At 53.8% G+C, this 17,486-nt stretch carries 18 protein-coding genes; 4 read left to right on the top strand and 14 right to left on the bottom strand.

Going from position 1 to position 17,486, the window contains the following annotated elements; all coding sequences use genetic code 11:
- Window position 1: 1 nt before the first annotated feature.
- The 3 genes from spoT to gmk are packed head-to-tail and all read right to left on the bottom strand — an operon-like array spanning window position 2 to window position 3,081.
- Window positions 2-2,107, bottom strand: coding sequence for a bifunctional GTP diphosphokinase/guanosine-3',5'-bis pyrophosphate 3'-pyrophosphohydrolase (gene spoT / locus AC6I8D_RS19680; RefSeq protein WP_312055933.1), 2,106 nt, complete (start codon window positions 2,105-2,107; stop codon window positions 2-4).
- 20 nt (window positions 2,108-2,127) lie between these two features.
- A complete protein-coding gene (gene rpoZ / locus AC6I8D_RS19675) occupies window positions 2,128-2,403 on the bottom strand; it encodes a DNA-directed RNA polymerase subunit omega (protein WP_003851346.1) in 276 nt (91 codons plus the stop codon).
- 54 nt (window positions 2,404-2,457) lie between these two features.
- Window positions 2,458-3,081 carry a guanylate kinase gene (gmk, locus tag AC6I8D_RS19670; RefSeq protein WP_312055934.1) on the bottom strand — a complete coding sequence of 208 codons (624 nt, stop codon included), beginning with the start codon at window positions 3,079-3,081 and terminating at the stop codon, window positions 2,458-2,460.
- A 240-nt stretch (window positions 3,082-3,321) separates the two neighbouring features.
- Here gmk and ligB point away from each other — a divergent pair, with 240 nt between their 5' ends.
- Window positions 3,322-5,067 carry an NAD-dependent DNA ligase LigB gene (gene ligB, locus AC6I8D_RS19665; protein ID WP_497820625.1) on the top strand — a complete coding sequence of 582 codons (1,746 nt, stop codon included), beginning with the start codon at window positions 3,322-3,324 and terminating at the stop codon, window positions 5,065-5,067.
- On the opposite strand, the gene AC6I8D_RS19660 is transcribed toward ligB, so the two are convergent.
- The 7 genes from AC6I8D_RS19660 to AC6I8D_RS19630 all read right to left on the bottom strand — a co-directional run bounded on the left by AC6I8D_RS19660 (window position 5,005) and on the right by AC6I8D_RS19630 (window position 11,702).
- Complete coding sequence (locus AC6I8D_RS19660; protein ID WP_312055936.1) at window positions 5,005-5,622, bottom strand: trimeric intracellular cation channel family protein; 618 nt, start codon at window positions 5,620-5,622, stop codon at window positions 5,005-5,007. The genes ligB and AC6I8D_RS19660 overlap by 63 nt on opposite strands.
- A gap of 580 nt (window positions 5,623-6,202) precedes the next feature.
- Window positions 6,203-6,847, bottom strand: a complete 645-nt coding sequence (locus tag AC6I8D_RS19655; RefSeq protein ID WP_312055937.1) for an oligosaccharide flippase family protein — start codon at window positions 6,845-6,847, stop codon at window positions 6,203-6,205.
- Between the two features lie 80 nt (window positions 6,848-6,927).
- The gene (locus tag AC6I8D_RS19650; RefSeq protein ID WP_031375158.1) at window positions 6,928-7,194 is read right to left on the bottom strand and encodes a hypothetical protein; all 267 of its coding nucleotides are present in this window, start codon (window positions 7,192-7,194) and stop codon (window positions 6,928-6,930) included.
- Between the two features lie 434 nt (window positions 7,195-7,628).
- Complete coding sequence (locus AC6I8D_RS19645) at window positions 7,629-8,024, bottom strand: polyketide cyclase (protein WP_312760469.1); 396 nt, start codon at window positions 8,022-8,024, stop codon at window positions 7,629-7,631.
- A gap of 137 nt (window positions 8,025-8,161) precedes the next feature.
- A complete protein-coding gene (locus tag AC6I8D_RS19640; protein ID WP_497820624.1) occupies window positions 8,162-9,304 on the bottom strand; it encodes an alanine racemase in 1,143 nt (380 codons plus the stop codon).
- Between the two features lie 190 nt (window positions 9,305-9,494).
- Window positions 9,495-10,418 carry a kdo(2)-lipid IV(A) palmitoleoyltransferase gene (gene lpxP / locus AC6I8D_RS19635; RefSeq protein ID WP_312055940.1) on the bottom strand — a complete coding sequence of 308 codons (924 nt, stop codon included), beginning with the start codon at window positions 10,416-10,418 and terminating at the stop codon, window positions 9,495-9,497.
- Between the two features lie 420 nt (window positions 10,419-10,838).
- Complete coding sequence (locus tag AC6I8D_RS19630; protein WP_031375155.1) at window positions 10,839-11,702, bottom strand: YicC/YloC family endoribonuclease; 864 nt, start codon at window positions 11,700-11,702, stop codon at window positions 10,839-10,841.
- Between the two features lie 157 nt (window positions 11,703-11,859).
- Between AC6I8D_RS19630 and AC6I8D_RS19625 the strand changes: the two genes are divergently transcribed.
- Window positions 11,860-12,285, top strand: a complete 426-nt coding sequence (locus AC6I8D_RS19625) for a DUF3574 domain-containing protein (RefSeq protein ID WP_497820623.1) — start codon at window positions 11,860-11,862, stop codon at window positions 12,283-12,285.
- Window positions 12,286-12,321: 36 nt separating this feature from the next.
- Here the strand turns inward: AC6I8D_RS19625 and AC6I8D_RS19620 are convergent, their stop codons facing one another.
- Window positions 12,322-13,506, bottom strand: a complete 1,185-nt coding sequence (locus AC6I8D_RS19620; RefSeq protein WP_497820622.1) for a NupC/NupG family nucleoside CNT transporter — start codon at window positions 13,504-13,506, stop codon at window positions 12,322-12,324.
- A gap of 148 nt (window positions 13,507-13,654) precedes the next feature.
- On the opposite strand from AC6I8D_RS19620, the gene rph reads away from it, so the two are divergent.
- Both rph and pyrE read left to right on the top strand, forming a co-directional pair.
- The gene (rph, locus tag AC6I8D_RS19615) at window positions 13,655-14,371 is read left to right on the top strand and encodes a ribonuclease PH (protein ID WP_003851334.1); all 717 of its coding nucleotides are present in this window, start codon (window positions 13,655-13,657) and stop codon (window positions 14,369-14,371) included.
- Between the two features lie 49 nt (window positions 14,372-14,420).
- Complete coding sequence (gene pyrE / locus AC6I8D_RS19610; RefSeq protein ID WP_312055943.1) at window positions 14,421-15,062, top strand: orotate phosphoribosyltransferase; 642 nt, start codon at window positions 14,421-14,423, stop codon at window positions 15,060-15,062.
- Window positions 15,063-15,093: 31 nt separating this feature from the next.
- On the opposite strand, the gene slmA is transcribed toward pyrE, so the two are convergent.
- The 3 genes from slmA to coaBC form a co-directional block, all read right to left on the bottom strand.
- The gene (gene slmA, locus AC6I8D_RS19605) at window positions 15,094-15,690 is read right to left on the bottom strand and encodes a nucleoid occlusion factor SlmA (RefSeq protein ID WP_312055944.1); all 597 of its coding nucleotides are present in this window, start codon (window positions 15,688-15,690) and stop codon (window positions 15,094-15,096) included.
- Between the two features lie 118 nt (window positions 15,691-15,808).
- Window positions 15,809-16,267 (bottom strand): dUTP diphosphatase, encoded by a 459-nt coding sequence (gene dut, locus AC6I8D_RS19600; RefSeq protein ID WP_031375149.1) that lies wholly within the window; start codon window positions 16,265-16,267, stop codon window positions 15,809-15,811.
- Window positions 16,245-17,462, bottom strand: coding sequence for a bifunctional phosphopantothenoylcysteine decarboxylase/phosphopantothenate--cysteine ligase CoaBC (gene coaBC / locus AC6I8D_RS19595; RefSeq protein WP_497820698.1), 1,218 nt, complete (start codon window positions 17,460-17,462; stop codon window positions 16,245-16,247). Before coaBC ends, dut begins: the two co-directional genes overlap by 23 nt.
- Between the last annotated feature and the right edge of the window lie 24 nt (window positions 17,463-17,486).

Below are 17,486 nucleotides of genomic sequence, written 5' to 3'. Positions count from 1 at the left end.
ACTAATTACGGTTACGGTGAACTTTGATCACATCCGGCATCACGCGAATTTTACGCATGATGTTGGCCAGATGGACGCGATCGCGGGCGGTGAGGCGGATAAAGGCGCTGTAAACCCGGCCATCGCGCTCTTCGGTGTTCAGGCTCTGAATGTTAGAACCGGCCGTATTAATCGCCGCCGTCAGGTTGGCCAGTGCACCCTGATGGTTAAACATATCGACCTTAATTTCCGCCACAAACTCCTGCTCAGTCACTTTGTCCCATTCGACCGGCATGAATTTCTCCGGCTCTTTCTGGTAACCGCGAATGTTACGGCAGGATTCGTGGTGCACAACCAGGCCTTTGCCGGGACTGACGTGCGCAACAATCGGATCGCCGGGAATCGGTCGGCAGCATTTGGCGAAGGTAATCAGCACACCATCAGCGCCCTTGATCGGCAGCTTGCCGCGTTTGCTGTTGCTGACCGCTTTGCTGTCAGCCTGCAGCAGATTTTTCGCCACCACCACGCTCATCGCGTTACCGAGACCAATCTCCGCCAGCAGATCGTCCAGCGAGGTCAGCTTCATGCGGTCCAGTTCCTGCCTGATATTCTCAGGCGGGATCTCAGCCAGTTTACGGCTACCGCCCAGCGCATGGCTCAGCAGGCGACGGCCCAGATTGACCGAGTCTTCGCGTTTGAGGTTTTTCAGCAACTGACGGATTTTGGCGCGGGCTTTAGAGCTGACGACAAAGTTAAGCCAGGCGGCATTAGGCCGGGCGCCCGGTGCGGTGATGATCTCAATCGTCTGCCCGCTGGTCAGTGACTGCGACAGCGGATAAGGCTGGCGATCGACACGAGCACCGACGCAGGCATGGCCAATATCAGTGTGAACCGCATAAGCGAAATCCACCGGCGTGGCGCCTGTCGGCAGCTCAACGATGCGGCCTTCAGGTGTAAAGACATAGATCTCATCAGGGAAGAGATCGGACTTCACACTTTCAATAAATTCAAACGAACTGCCGGCGCTCTGTTGCAGCTCCAGCAGGCTTTGCAGCCAGCGCTGGGCACGAATCTGTGCCGTAGTGCCACTTTCGCCCGCCTGTTTGTAAGCCCAGTGCGCAGCGACCCCCATTTCCGCCATCTGATCCATATCCTCGGTGCGAATCTGCACTTCAACCGGCACGCCGTGCGGGCCGATCATTGAGGTATGGAGCGATTGATAGCCGTTGGCTTTGGGGATGGCGATGTAATCTTTGACCCGGCCCGGACGCGGCTTATATAAGCTGTGCATCTGGCCCAGAACGCGATAGCAGGTATCCAGATCTTTCACGATGACGCGAAAGGCATAGATATCCATGATCGAGTGAAAACGCTGCTCTTTCAGCGTCATTTTGCGGTAGATCGAGTAAAGATGCTTTTCACGACCGCTGACGCGACAGGGAATGCCCGCTTCCTGCAGACGGCCATCAATCTCAGAAAGAATCTTCTGGATCATCTCTTTACGGTTACCGCGTGCCGCCTTCACCACCTCTTTAATCACCCGATAACGGTTCGGATAGAGAGCTTCGAAACCGAGCTCTTCGAGTTCAGTTTTAAGGTGATGAATACCCAGACGATGCGCCAGAGGGCTGTAAATTTCCAGCGTTTCCAGCGCGATGCGGCGGCGTTTATCCGGGCGTAATGCGCCGAGGGTGCGCATGTTATGCGTACGGTCAGCCAGCTTGATGAGAATGACGCGGATATCCTGCACCATCGCCATAATCATCTTGCGGAAGTTCTCTGCCTGAGCCTCTTTCTTGTCGCGGAATTTCAGCTTATCCAGCTTAGAAACACCTTCGACCAGCTCCGCGACGCTCTTACCGAACAGCTGTTCCATATCCTGGTAAGTGGCGGGCGTATCTTCGATCACGTCATGCAGCAGCGCAGCCATCAATGTTTCATGGTCGAGCTTCATTTCCGCCAGAATACAGGCCACGGCAACCGGATGGGTGATATAAGGCTCACCGCTGGAGCGTGTCTGTCCCTCGTGGGCATCACGTGCGACAAGGTAAGCTTGCTGGAGGCGCTTGATATGCTCCTCTGGCAAGTATTTTTCAATCAGTTGATTGAGGCTTTCAAACAGATACAAGGGTGACCTGCAGGTGGCTGTTAACGACGACCTTCAGCGATAGCGGTAACGGCCTGTAACTCAGCGGCTTCCTGCTCTTGCTGTTCCTGACGATCACGCACATCTAAAATCTGATTGGTGACCAAACCTTCTTCGATTTCGCGCAGGGCGATAACGGTAGGTTTATCGTTCTCTTCCGGAACCAGCGGATCTTTGCCGCCTACCTGCATCTGACGTGCACGACGTGCAGCGACCAACACCAGGTCAAAACGATTACCAACTTTTTCTACTGCGTCCTGAACGGTTACGCGTGCCATAGGTGTGCTACTCCACAGATGAAGAAATGACTGGGCATCATACTGAAACTGAATTCAGACTGCCAACAGTTTGCTGATTAAAGCATCATGGCGCGCCTTCTGACGCGCCATACGCAGACGTTCTGCGCGAATAATGGTTTTCAGATCGGACAGCGCCAGATCAAAATCATCATTCACAATTAAATAATCATATTCGGCGTAGTGACTCATTTCCGCCACGGCTTGTGCCATACGGCGGGTGATCACCTCTTCGCTATCCTGGCCACGGCCGCGCAGACGGCGATCGAGCTCTTCTTTCGAAGGCGGCAGAACAAAAATACTCCGCGCACCGGGCATTTTGGTGCGAATCTGCTGCGCGCCCTGCCAGTCGATGTCGAGAAAAACGTCAACACCGGTCGAGAGAACCTGCTCAATGGCCTGGCGTGAGGTGCCGTAATAATTGTCGAAAACTTTGGCATGTTCGAGGAAAGCGTCTTCCGCAATCATCTTCTCAAACTCATGTTTTTCAACAAAAAAGTAGTGTTCACCATGGGTTTCACCCGGTCGCATGCCGCGGGTGGTGTGCGAAACAGACACCTGCGTATCATATAACGGCTGGGTCTTTAACAGTGCCTGAATCAGGCTGGATTTACCTGCGCCGCTGGGAGCAGAAACAATATAGAGCGTGCCTTGAGCCATGGTTTTCTTGAATTGATTAAAAGCGGAGTCGATTTCCTGCACAGTATACACAGCTTCCCGTCAGCACGCAGCGTTTGCGCAGCGGCAGCGGCTAAACTTTTGCGTGTTGCTGCGCAAATGAGTGTTGACTGCGCGTAAAGGGTGACGGATTTTGCGGCGATCTGTTCCGGATTGAATCTCTGGCTCTGGCTGAGCCTCACATCTCTGTGTTGAATGACGCAAAACGTCAGGAGGCACATCATGAAAGGATTTGGCGGGTTGCTGGTTGCTCTTTTGATTGCGGTGATGCCCGCTTACAGCGCGATGTGCCCCGCCTGGACGCCGGCGCGGGCGGCGACCGAAATTGGCCAGCTGCAGCAGCAACTTCAGCATTGGGATCAGGCTTATTATGGGCAGGGCCTCAGTCCGGTCAGCGATACGGATTACGACAATCTGCAGTCGCGCCTGAACCAGTGGCTGCATTGCTTCCGTTCTCCACAAGCCGGTTACACGGCGCAGCTGCCTGATAGCGGTGAGCATCTGCATCCTGTCGCTCATACCGGGGTGAAAAAACTGCCTGACAAGCTGGCGGTGGCCTACTGGATGCAGGATCGCCACGATTTGTGGGTCCAGCCCAAAGTGGATGGACTGGCGGTGACACTGGTCTATCGTCATGGCCGTCTGGTTTCACTGCTGAGTCGTGGCGATGGGTTGCGCGGTGAGGAGTGGCTGAATAAAGCCGCCCTGATTCCTGCCATTCCCCAACAAATAAACAGCGACCGCGCGGAGATTGTTTTGCAGGGAGAACTGTTCCTGACGATGACCGATCACCACCAGGCGCAGGACGGCGGTAAAAATGCCCGTTCAAAGGTCGCTGGCGCGATGATGAGCAACCAGCCTGTTCCGCTGTTATCGCGCCTCAACATTTTTATCTGGGCATGGCCGGACGGTCCGGCGCAGATGCGCGATCGGCTGGCACAGCTGAGTCAGTGGGGACTGGGCATCGCCGCGCAGTGGAGTCAGCCGGTCAGGGATGAAGAACAGGTCGCGAGCTGGCGTGAGCGCTGGTTTCATGGCGGGCTGCCGTTTGTGACCGACGGCGTGGTGATTCATCAGACGTCGCGACCTGCTGGCAAAAACTGGCGACCCGGAGAGGGAGAATGGGCGGTGGCCTGGAAATACCAGCCGCCTGAGATTGCGACCGAAGTGCTGTCGGTCGATTTTCCGATTGGGCGTACCGGAAAAATTGCCGTGGTGCTGAATCTCCGGCCGGTGCAGTTGGATGATAAAACGGTCAGACGGGTAAATGTTGGCTCACTGCGTCGCTGGCGGGAAAGCGACGTTATTGCGGGGGATCAGGTGATTGTGAGCCTGGCCGGCCAGGGTATACCCCGGCTGGATCGCGTTATCTGGCGGCTGGCTGAACGTCAGTACCCGCAGCCACCCGACGAAACGCGCTTTACCTCGCTGAGCTGTTATCGCTTCAGCGCCGGCTGTCAGAAGCAGATGCTGGCGAAACTGCACTGGCTGAGTCGAAAGTCGGTACTGAATATTGCGGACGTGCAGCGCAATACCTGGCTGAAGCTGCTGGAAAGCGGCAGCATGCCGCATCTGTTCTCCTGGCTCATCTTAACGCCGGAGCAGATCGCGACAGCAGCAGGCCTCTCTTCTGTACGTGCCGGCCAACTCTGGCACCGCTTCAATCTGACCCGGCAGCAACCGCTGCGCCGCTGGATCCGCGCACTGGGTGTTTCGCTGCCCCGCAAAGCCGTGGATGCACTGCCCGATCAACACTGGGATGACCTGATACATCGGGATGCGGCGGCATGGCAAACTTTACCGGGCGTCGGTGCTACGCTGGCTCAGCGCCTTGTTGACCAGTTTCACCATGCGGAGCTGCAATCACTGATCGCCTTTCTGCAGCAGCAGGGCATCCCTGCCGCCTTAGTGTTCCGGGTGGGGATAGTTGAAAATTGGCAGGCCGAGGCGAAAACGCAGCGCCAGTAAACGGGCAAAAAACCCGAACAGCAGCGTAATGATGATCACCGCTTCATGCGCCAGTGTGGTTTTCAGCAGCAGGATGTACATCCAGCCTGAGGCGAAGGCGATACCCGCGTACAGCTCTTTCTGAAACACCAGGGGAATGCGGTTGCAGAACATATCGCGCAGTACGCCACCGAATACGCCGGTAATCACGGCGCTGATGGCGGCGATAATCATTGCATGACCGGAATCCAGCGCCACCTGAGCGCCAATAATAGAGAAAACCACCAGCCCAAGCGCATCCAGCACCAGGAACACTTTGCGCAGATGCGTCATTAAAGGCGCAGTAAACGTAGTGACCACCGCGGCTGCGGCGACAATCATGATGTATTCAGGGTGTTTGACCCAGCCCAGCGGATAGTGACCGAGCAGGATATCGCGTACTGAACCGCCGCCAATCGCGGTGACTGAGGCAATGATGATGACGCCGAACAGATCCATTTTACGGCGGCCCGCAGCCAGCGCACCGGTCATGGCTTCGGCAGTGATGCCGATGATGTAGAGAACAGTCAGTAACATAGCAGACTCCAGTTAGACGGCGGCTAGGCTAAGGTATAGCGTAATAAACGGCGACTGAGATTTTATTGCGTCAGGCAGTTGGGATTAGCTGAGGTTATGAATGTAGCGTTAAAAAGCAGTAATATCAGTTCACTAGAAGGAGTGATTACTGATGATGGATAAGAAAAATTCAGTAGAAACATCCGCTAATTGACGCTTTACGCTTGGCGATCCGCTAAATTCTGGATGGCGGGCAGATGACGCCAGATCGTTTCTGGCACCCTGCAGATGAGAAATAATAGTGAAGATCTGCCTTATTCAACCTGGCAGTTATCCGTCCGGTTACGGCGATTGAGAATAGCGGTAACCGGACCTGCATTTTTAATGCGGGAATCCGACAAAACGGAATGAGCGAGATTTATTTAAGCCTGAAAGCGGGAGCAGGCATTTTATAATGTGATTGGTGGTGCTGCAGGTCAGAGAGAACGGTTTATTTCAGCATCAGAATAATGCGAAAAATTAAAAAGAAAAAGCGTGCTGGTTCACAGCACGCCAACGCATCCCTGAGGATGCTCAGAGCCCACCATACAGACTTGCTTTATTATTTGTTTCTTGCACGAATCTGAGAAAATTTTTTCAGGCTAAAACGGTATTCTGGCTGAAACCATGAACGACCATAGTAGCAATAAATCAGCATGCGAATCGATGCCATCGCCAGATAACCCCAGATTGCGCAGAGTACTGAGGGCGTCAGCCAGACGGTAAATAAGGTGACGCTCAGCCCGGCTAATACCGAGGAGGTCTCAGCAAATGCGATACGGGTATATTGCTTTTCACGTTGCAAAATTGCACGGTACTGCTGACCCTGCGGAATGATAATAAACACCACAGACGCCATCTCCAGCATTAAGGCCAGTTCAGGCTGGTCAAACATCCGATTAAGCAAGTGGCTGCTGACAAATAACAGACCAAACACCGCCGCACCCATCAACATATTGCCCCAATACAGGATCGAGAGATCGTTGATAGAGAGCATACAACGGCGGATTATCGTATTCGAGAAGCCCCGATCGGCCAGGGTATCGATAGCCAGTAACGCCAGCACTGCAATGGCCAGCAGGTTCAGTTCATTTGCCTGCAGAATTTGCGCCAGTAAAGAAAGCTGCAACACGCCAATGCCAATAATCTTAATCGAAGAGAGGAGAGACCATTTTGCGCTATTCAGATTGCTTTCACGTATTGCCATAATATGCTCGTTAGAGTACAGGTACTCTGTGAGAATTAAATATTTGTGTAACGGCAATGAGGTTGCTGTGACACCGTTAGTTAGTGCAACTTTTCCGGCCGAAGTCCTGAAATACCTTGCCAGGCTTGCCATGTTATTATTGATTCAATCAAATGATGCTCGGATAAAAAATAGATATCCCTGGAATATTCACGGTTTCGTGTCATGGCGGAATCTCCCGCTGTTAATAAGAAGTCCGCCAGATCACGAATAAATCCTGTTGTAGTTTTATATTCTCCTGCCAGCATCCTGCCGGCAATCTCAACAAATTCTTTTTCTGATAACAAAGGATAGGTCGAGCGGTCCATGTCTTTTTTCCTGCTTTATCATTATGGGTATTGCTGTGTGTGGAGTGATTTATACATTGTTTTATTTAAATTAACACCATAAGAAAACTCTGATAACGCGACCGCAGGAATTAATGGTTTCACTCTATGCATGATAAATATTAAATCTCTGACAACTGCGTAATAAATATTTGTTAAGGATTAATGTATAGCAGCGACAAAGGGTGACGCCAGTGTTGGCAAAACCAGCATGAAATCAGGCATTGCAAGGGAGAAGAAGGCCGCATGGCCAGGAGTTTTCCTGATGACAATGCTTAAGCATAACTGTTGATAGAGTGATAAACAGTACAGGTAATCAGCTAAGGGCTTTATGCTTTTTGGCGCAATATTTTTGTATTTTTTTTCATTAACGACCAGCCTAAAGTACAGCAGAAAAAAACAGCTAACTCCTTGATTTACTGAGTCAGCAGTTGATTGAGTTTTTCGAGATCTTTACTAACCCATTCAATATCCTGCATAAATTTTTCTTCTGAGGTAAATGGCTGGCGGTAGACGGTCACCACCACTTCGGCTCCCTGTTCGTTAGCGATCACCCGCATTGGCATATAAATCTCTTTGCCAAAACCGGTATCCACCCAGTGATCCATTACGCCAAACGGATTATGGGGAGTGAAGCGAATCTTCACCGTGCCTTGTGGTCCTTTGGCGCGCCAGCGATTTCCATCAGGTTCGAAGGTGCTACTGGTTAACCCGGATGCCCATTTTGGAAAGAACTCGGGTTTCCAGATGGTTTCATACAGATCTAACCAGTGTCGTGGAATCGTCAGGCTCAGAGTACGAGATGAGAGCATGTTACCTCCGGCAAGGTAGCGGAAAAGGGCATTAAAGCATGGGGCTACGCCAGGTAAAATATTGTGACGACAGAAGTGTGGGGTAGATAGGGTTTCGTACAAACCGCAGGCAACGTGGATTGTTGCCTGCGATGAAATCAGATGAAATTGCCGCGTGCAGAAACGGCGTGCTGCTCTGCATCACCCTGTTCATGACGCAGGATAAACGTATCTGATTGCGCCATCACCGCACAGCTGTGGTTTGGGAAGATGCGCACTAAGCTGCCAACATCAGGACGCTGCTGCGGACAGAGCAGGAAACCATGCTCTTCGGACAGTTTAGCGATCTCATAAGTCTGGCCCATGGCATCAACTGCGATGCCGAACCCGCTGGCGTTGGTGCCGTGCGGTCCTTTATCTGAACTTAGCATTTTCGAGCCAGCGTCAATAATTGCGAAATGCTCGTTTACTGCCACCACCCGGCTGATAACACTCAGCGCTAACTGGTCGACCTGGCTCAGGCCGAGGCGGCAGGCGGTAAGATCCAGCAGTGCATAATTGCCGGGACGGATTTCATCAATGCCGGAAGCGATATCGGTCGCCAGTGCAGTAGGAGTTGAGCCGACAGAGATTGGACAGGCGGTGAAACCCGCAGCCTGAAGCGTCGCCTGTAGCTGCTGCATCAATGCCGCCTCCTGCCGGGCAATATCCGCGATGGCTGCAGGGTTGCCGGCACCATATGCGTGGCCAGCATGAGAGACCAGTCCGGCAAAGCGTAACCCTTTCTGCCGCAGAGCCTGCGCAATCACCACGGCCTGATCGGTATGTGGGTTAACGCCGATACGATGTAATCCAACGTCAACTTTGATCGCCACTGACAGGTCGCTGTCGGGTTGCAGTTGCCTGGCATCCGCGATAGCCTCAACGCCCTGTAGCGTATCGGTAATCAGGGTGATTTTCGCCTGATGCTGCACCGCCAGACGCAGTAATTCTGCCACGCTCTGCGCCTGCACAACCGGGTAGGCCAACAGCAGATCACGGATGCCGCCCCGAATAAAACTGACACCTTCACTCGGTTTAGAAACCGTTACGCCCTGGGCACCTAATGCCAGCTGACGCTGGGCAATCCAGACGCTTTTGTGGGTTTTGATATGCGGACGAAATGCGACGCCGGCTGCATCTGCTTTACGCTGCATCTGTTGCAGGTTGTGCTCCAGACGCGTTGCGTCCACTTCAATGTAAGGTGTCAGGCGGTCATCAATCAGTGGGCGCTGCCACTGTTCAGCGGTATTGATATCCATATGATCTTTCAACTCTGGCTTGCGGGTGAGTATTCATCATTCCTCAAACAGGGGTCTGATGCCAGCGCGTCATTCAAGGCTAACGGCGTGGAGGTCATACAGTGAGAAGCGGGGGAAGGGGATAAGCGCGCGGAGGTTGGCTGTGGCATAAAACAACAAAGCAGGCGCGTGGCCTGCTTGGTGATCGGTCTCAGACGTAGAGTGACGCTTCACCCGGCGGACGGGTTTTAAAGCGACGATGCAGCCAGAGATACTGTTCCGGTGCGCGCAGAATCTGGTTTTCGATCACCTTATTCATATATGCCGCCGCCGCCGATTCGTCGGTGTGAGGATAATTTTCCAGCATCGGTTCGATAATCAAATGATAACCATCGTTGCCAGGATTACGGATCAGCATAATCGGCACCATTGCGGGTTTAGCCAGACGCGATAACACGAAAGTGCCATTAGTGGTTGCTGCTTTCTCAACGGCAAACAGCGGGGCAAAGGTACTGCCTTTTGGGCCGTAATCCTGATCGGGCGCAAACCACACTGACTCGCCCTGCTTCAGCGCATGTACCATTCCGCGCAGGTCGCGACGATCGATCATCGCTTTATTTGAGCGCATCCGGCCTTTGGTCTGAACATACTCCATCGCCAGATTGTTGTGTGGACGGTACATCGCCATCATCGGCTGACACAGTCCGCTGATGCGGCCGCCCAGCTCCAGCGACATAAAATGCACGCCAATCAGCATCACGCCGCGCTTTTCATTTTGCGCAGCGTGTAAATTTGCCATACCGGAGACGGTAAACAGGCGTTTCACCGCGCGATCGGACCAGAACCAGGCGATGCCGGTTTCTGCCAGCGCCATGCCCAGTGAGGCAAAGTTGCCGGCGATCATCTGCTCAGTTTTTTCTTCACTGATACCGGGGAAACAAAGTTCAATGTTGCGACGGGTAATGCGCTCACGGCGCTGCAGGAAATGGCGGGAAATTTTGCCGGCACCGGCACCAAGACGCATAAGAACAGGGTAAGGAAGCTGAACCAACAGCCAGAGTATTCCCAGGCCGAACCAGGTAAACCAATAACGCGGATGCAGCAGCGAACTGCTAAATTTTCCGGTGTTTTTCATTACTAACCTTCATGAGATAAATGGATGTATCGCATAAAGAGCACTTCCATAAGTCTCCAGGCGGTACAGCTGTACTGATTTCGACCAACACTTTATCAAAAAGTGCCTTGAAAGACAGGTAATCTCAGGAATCTACAGGATTGACCTGTTTCATGGTGCCGCGTTAAAACAGTCAAAAAAAAGAAGTTTTCAGATTAATGCTAATAAAATTCAGTCGGTTAAGCGAAGCGTAAGCAAAATTTTAATTATGAATTTTTGGCTTTGCAGAAGAGTCTGGAAATTATTATTTATCTAACTTTACGCAATTCTTACGCGGGAAGTGCTGAAAAAGTGTCCGGGCAGTATGCCGTTGCTAACCAGCGGTGAAGGGAAATCCATTGAGGGAACAAAGCGCCTGGGTGGGCGCTTTGTTAAGGGAGGTTACTCGATATTCTGAATCTGCTCACGCATCTGCTCAATCAGCACCTTCAGCTCAATCGCGGAGGTGGTGATTTCTGCATTGATCGACTTCGATGCCAGCGTATTCGACTCACGATTAAACTCCTGCATCATGAAGTCCAGACGACGGCCAACCGCCTCTTTCTTTTTCAGAATGTTATAGGTTTCTTTAACGTGAGCATCCAGTCGATCCAGCTCTTCGGAGACATCAACACGCTGCGCCATCATCACCAGTTCCTGCTCCAGGCGATTATTTTCCAGCTGCACTTCAGCATCTTCCAGTTTGGCGACCAGACGTTCACGCTGCCATTTAATCACTTCCGGCATCTGCGCGCGGACTTTGCTGACTTCCTGGGAGACGCCTTCCAGACGCTGCTCAATCATCGCCTTCAGTGCCGTCCCTTCGCTTTCGCGTGCCGCAATGAAATCATCCAGCGCGCCGTCAAGCGCCTGCAATAACTGCTGATTAATCACGTCCAGGTCCTGCTCCTGAGCAGACATCACGCCCGGCCAGCGCAGGATATCCAGCGGATTAATCGCGCCTTCATCGCTTTGCATCTTCACCCAGTTAGCGGCCTGCACCAGCTGTTTCGCCAGCGCTTCGTTCAGCATCAGTTCGCCCTGCGCGCTGGGGTCAGCATCATAACGCAGATTGCACTCAATCTTGCCGCGCGTCAGACGCTGGCGAATGCGCTCGCGGATCACCGGCTCCAGTCCGCGGAACTGCTCCGGCAGACGGATATAGGTTTCCAGATAGCGTTGGTTCACGGAACGCAGCTCCCAGGCGGCGCTGCCCCATTCGCCTTTAGCTTCGCGGCGGGCATAAGCGGTCATACTGCGGATCATAAGCGGTACTCATTTTCGGAAAGATGAGGGGAAGTATAGCGAGGGCAGCCACGGCATAACAGGCATAAGCGTCTCAGGGCGAAATAACGAATCATTTCCGCTTTGTACCACGGGCACTTATGATGATGGCTGGCCGACTAAGTGAGGATGCCGATCTATGTTTCGCGTTATTGCTGTTCCCGTTGCGCTGGCTCTGTTGCTGGCGGGTTGTCAGGCGCCACCTTCACCGTCAACCAGACCCCAGCCGATTTGCGCTGGCGGTGACGTCATGATGCAGACCACGTTATGGTTTGGTCTGAGCAAGCCACAGGGGGGAACAGTGAGTTCACTCGAATGGATGAATTTCGTGGATAACGAGGTGACACCGCGCTTCAGGGCCGGGTTGTCGCTGTATGACGCTAAAGGGCAATGGCTGGGCGACAATGGCCAGCTGGCGCGTGAAAACAGCAAAGCGCTGATGCTGATCCACGGCTTTGATTCGGCGGCTAACGCGAATATCGAGGCGTTACGCAGCCTATATAAAAAGCGCTTTGGTCAGGAGTCGGTGATGCGGGTTGATGCACCCGTCTGCGTTGGGTTCTGAGACGAGAAACGGCGGCAGGATGGCCGCCGTTGATTATCAGATAAACAGACCGGCAAAGGCCGCTGACAGCAGGCTTACCAGCGTCGAGCCGTACACCAGCTTCCAGCCAAAACGTGAAACCACGTTGCCCTGCTGCTCGTTCAGTCCCTTAATCGCACCCGCTACAATGCCGATAGAGGCGACGTTAGCGAACGAGACCAGAAACACCGAAAGAATACCCAGTCCGCGAGCGCTCATGCCTGACGCGACTTTCTGCAGCTCAATCATCGCCACAAACTCATTCGCCACCAGTTTGGTTGCCATAATGCTGGCCGCCTGCAGCGCATCGGCAGTCGGAATGCCAATCAACCAGGCAAACGGATAAAACAGATAGCCGAGCAGCTGCTGGAAGCTGTAGCCGAACACGGCGGCAAACAGCGCATTCACGGCCGCGATCAGCGCAATAAAGCCGATCAGCATTGCCAGTATAATCATCGCCACTTTAAAGCCAGCCAGAATGTATTCGCCCAGCATCTCAAAGAAGCTTTGGTCTTCATGCAGCTTATCGAGAGCAATGGGCTGCTGATCCTGGCTTTTCATCGGGTTAATGATCGACAGGATAATGAAGGTGCTGAACATATTAAGCAGCAGCGCCGCGACCACATATTTGGCTTCGATCATCGACATGTACGCGCCAACAATCGACAGCGAGACGGTGGACATTGCGGTCGCCGCCATGGTGTAAAGCCGGCGCGGCGGAATATCGCCCAGAATACCTTTATACGCGATGAAGTTTTCCGACTGGCCAAGGATCAGCGTGCTGACGGCGTTAAAGGATTCCAGCTTACCCATGCCGTTAATTTTCGACAGCAGGGTCCCGACCAACCGAATCAGCAGCGGCAGAATGCGCCAGTGCTGCAATATGCCGATTAAGGCCGAAATAAACACAATCGGGCAGAGGACGCCGAGGAAAATAAATGCCAGCCCCTGTTTGCTCATCCCGCCAAAGACGAATTCTGTGCCCTGTGCGGCAAAGCCGAGCAGGGTTTCAAAAAAGCCCGCTACCGATCCGACCAGCGCCAGGCCACTGGCTGAATGAAGAAAGAACCAGCCGAGCGCGGCTTCTGCCACAATCAGCTGAACAATATAGCGCAGGCGAATCTGTTTACGGTCATGACTGACCAGTAGCGCCAGGGCGAAAATAACCCCCAGCGCCAGCAGGAAATGAAGAATGGCGGCCATAATTTATTTAATCAGAGAGAAAGGAACGCGCATTTAGCCACAGTCGGCCGGGAATTTCATCTGATGATGCGGCGGACCAGCGCAAGAGACAGCGGGCAAGGAAGTCCGTATAATGCGCAGCCAATCATTAGCAAGCCGGAGATTACCCATGCGTCCAGCAGGCCGTAGCGCACAACAGGTGCGTCCAGTCACATTGACCCGCAATTACACCAAACACGCAGAGGGTTCCGTTCTGGTGGAATTCGGTGAAACCAAAGTGCTCTGCACTGCCTCGGTAGACGAAGGGGTTCCGCGTTTCCTTAAAGGCCAGGGCCAGGGCTGGGTTACCGCCGAGTATGGCATGCTACCGCGTTCGACCCACAGCCGCATGGCGCGTGAAGCCGCAAAGGGCAAGCAGGGTGGACGTACGCTGGAGATTCAGCGCCTGATCGCCCGTTCGCTGCGCGCCGCGGTGGATTTGAAAGCGCTGGGTGAATTTACCATTACGCTCGACTGCGACGTAATCCAGGCCGATGGTGGCACCCGCACCGCCTCTATCACCGGTGCCTGCGTGGCGCTGGCCGATGCGCTGAACAAGCTGGTCGCCAGCGGCAAGCTGAAAGCTAACCCGATGAAAGGGATGGTGGCGGCCATTTCGGTCGGTATCGTTAAGGGCGAAGCGCTGTGCGATCTGGAATACGTTGAAGACTCCGCAGCAGAGACCGACATGAACGTGGTGATGATGGAAGATGGCCGCATGATTGAGGTACAAGGCACTGCCGAAGGTGAGCCGTTCAGCCATGAAGAGCTGCTGACGCTACTGGCGCTGGCACGCGGTGGAATTGAAGAGTTAATTCAGGCGCAGAAAGCAGCCCTGGAAAATTGATGTAACAGGCGACCACAGAGTCGCCTTTTCTTTATTTGAGGAGTGAGAAATGAAAGCCTGGCAGCGTCAGTTTATTGAATTCGCCCTGAACAAGCAGGTGCTGAAGTTCGGTGAGTTCACTTTAAAGTCCGGGCGTAAAAGCCCCTATTTCTTTAACGCCGGTCTGTTTAACAGCGGACGGGATTTAGCGCTGCTGGGACGCTTCTACGCGCAGGCACTGGTGGATGGCGGCGTCGATTTCGACCTGCTGTTCGGCCCGGCCTACAAAGGTATTCCGATTGCGACCACCACGGCGGTCGCGCTGGCCGATCACCACGACCGCGATGTGCCTTACTGTTTTAACCGTAAAGAGGCCAAAGACCACGGTGAGGGCGGATTACTGGTTGGCAGTCCCCTGCAGGGCAAAGTGATGCTGGTGGATGATGTGATCACCGCGGGCACCGCGATTCGTGAGTCAATGGATATCATCGGTGCGCACAACGCGACGCTGGCTGGCGTGCTGGTTTCGCTTGATCGTCAGGAGCGCGGACGCGGTGACATGTCGGCGATTCAGGAAGTGGAACGTGATTACGGCTGCAAAGTGACCGCGATTATAACGCTGGCAGACCTGATTGCCTGGCTGGAAGAGAAGCCTGAGATGGCGGATCATTTAGCCCAGGTGCGGGCGTATCAAAAAGCCTACGGCATTTAAACAGAAGGCGGGCGTGATGCCCGCCTTCTTGTTATACCAGCTGGGCAGCAATCAGCGGCCAGCGAGCCTCAAAGTCTGCGGTCGGACTAAAGCGAAACTCCGAGCGGACATAGCGCGACAGTAAACCTTCACAAAACGCCAGCAGCTGGCTCGCCAGCAGCGTCTCGTCAGACTGAAAGCCTTCACCTTCACGCATTTTGCGCTCACGCATCACCTGGCGCAGCTGCACTTCAATCCGCTCAAACAGTTGATTGATGCGGCCCTGCAGGCGGTCCTGCTCAAACATCAGCGCATGGCCGGTCAGAATACGCGTCAGCCCCGGATTACGCTCACCAAATCCCAGAATCAATTGCACGATCAGACGCAGGCGCGTCATGGTCTCTTTCTCATCTTTCAGGATCAGATTGATGCGGGTAATCAGACTGTCTTCGATAAACTCAATCAGGCTGTCGAACATCCGTGTTTTACTGGGGAAGTGACGATAGAGCGCCGCTTCTGACACGCCGACTGTGGCTGCCAGTTTGGCAGTGGTAATTCGTTGGCTGCCATCACCCGACTCCAGCATTTGCGCCAGCGCCTGCAAAATCTCTTCGCGACGATTTCGCTTCGCGACTTTTTTTTCTGCCATGACCTTAAAGACCCCTGAAATTCACCTTGAACAGGCAACACCTACGCATCTGCCACAAGCACACGTCTCATGGCGATGAGAAAAAATAATTGGCGTAAGTGAAAGTCGGTAGCGTTGGTTATTGACGGCCTGAGTGACCGAAGCCGCCTTCGCCGCGCAAGCTGGCGTCGAAGTCTTCCACCAGATTAAACTCGGCCTGCACCACCGGGACAAAAACCAGCTGTGCCATGCGGTCGCCCGGCTGCAGCGAGAAGCTTTCCTGACCACGGTTCCATACTGAAACCATCAACTGTCCCTGATAATCCGAGTCGATCAGTCCCACCAGATTACCCAGCACGATGCCGTGTTTATGGCCGAGGCCCGAGCGCGGCAGGATGACCGCAGCCAGATCAGGATCGGCAATGTGAATCGCCAGGCCGGTAGGAACCAGCGTGGTGGTGCCTGGGGCGATGTCGAGAACATCGTCGATGCAGGCACGTAAATCTAACCCAGCGGAACCCGAGGTGGCGTAGGTCGGCAGCGGAAATTCTTTGCCGACGCGCGCATCAAGGATTTTAACGTCTATTTTTTTCATCATAACGGCTGACAATCTCGTCTAATAATTGTTGGCCAAGGAGAGACTTATCGCTAAGCGGTAAGCGTTTTTCTCCATCCTGCCAAAAAAGGTGAAGAGCATTGGTGTCGCTATTGAACCCTTGTCCGGCTTTAGCAACGTCGTTAGCGCAGATCAGGTCCAGATTCTTGCGCACCCGTTTTTGCCGGGCGTATTCTTCCACATTCCGGGTTTCAGCAGCAAATCCAACCACGAAAGGCCGATGCTCCTGTAACGCGGCGACGCCGGCAACAATATCGGGATTCTTTATCAGTTGCAGCGTGACGTTATCATCGCCGCCCTGTTTCTTGATTTTTTCGGCCGCAATGTCGGCTGCCCGGTAGTCTGCCACGGCTGCGCTTGCAATGAAAATATGTTGTTTGTCTATCTCGCCCATCACCGCCGCCTGCATCTCCAGCGCACTGATGACATCGACCCGTTTTACCCCCGCAGGTGCAGGTAGCGTCACCGGCCCGCTGATCAGCGTAACGTTGGCACCGCGTCGGGCCGCTGCGGCCGCAATAGCAAAGCCCATCTTGCCGGAGCTGTGATTAGAGATGTAGCGCACCGGATCCAATGCCTCACGGGTAGGGCCGGCGGTAATCATAATGTTGAGATGTTGCAGATCGTTGACGGGAGTAGCCCACTGTACCGCATGGTCGACAATCGCCAGCGGATCGAGCATCCGGCCCGGCCCGACGTCGCCACAGGCCTGGCTGCCGCTGTCAGGCCCCCAAATCAGGATGCCGCGCTGCTGCAGCGCCTGCAGATTTTGCTGGGTTACTGCTGCACGGTACATCTGCTGATTCATCGCCGGCACCACCGCAACCGGCGATGCGGTAGCCAGTACCGCAGTGGTCACCAGATCGTTGGCCATGCCAGCGGTAATCCGGGCAATCAGGTCGGCGGTTGCCGGGGCCAGCACAATTAAATCCGCCCATTTAGCCAGTTCAATATGCCCCATTGCCGCTTCTGCCGCCGGGTCGAGCAGATCGTTAAATACCGGGTAACCGGAAACCGCCTGCAGGCTGAGCGGCGTAATAAACGCTTTAGCTCCGTCCGTCATCATCACGCGGACATCGGCGCCGCGATCGCGCAGGCGCCGCACCAGCTCAGGTGCTTTGTAGGCGGCAATCCCGCCACTCACGCCAAGAAGAATTTTTTTACCGGCTAATCCCATCATGATGTTGGCCTCACTAAACTG

This window comes from Pantoea sp. X-Soil-MYKO-1785, assembly GCF_059730675.1.
This window is presented reverse-complemented; position numbering and strand designations above follow the sequence as displayed.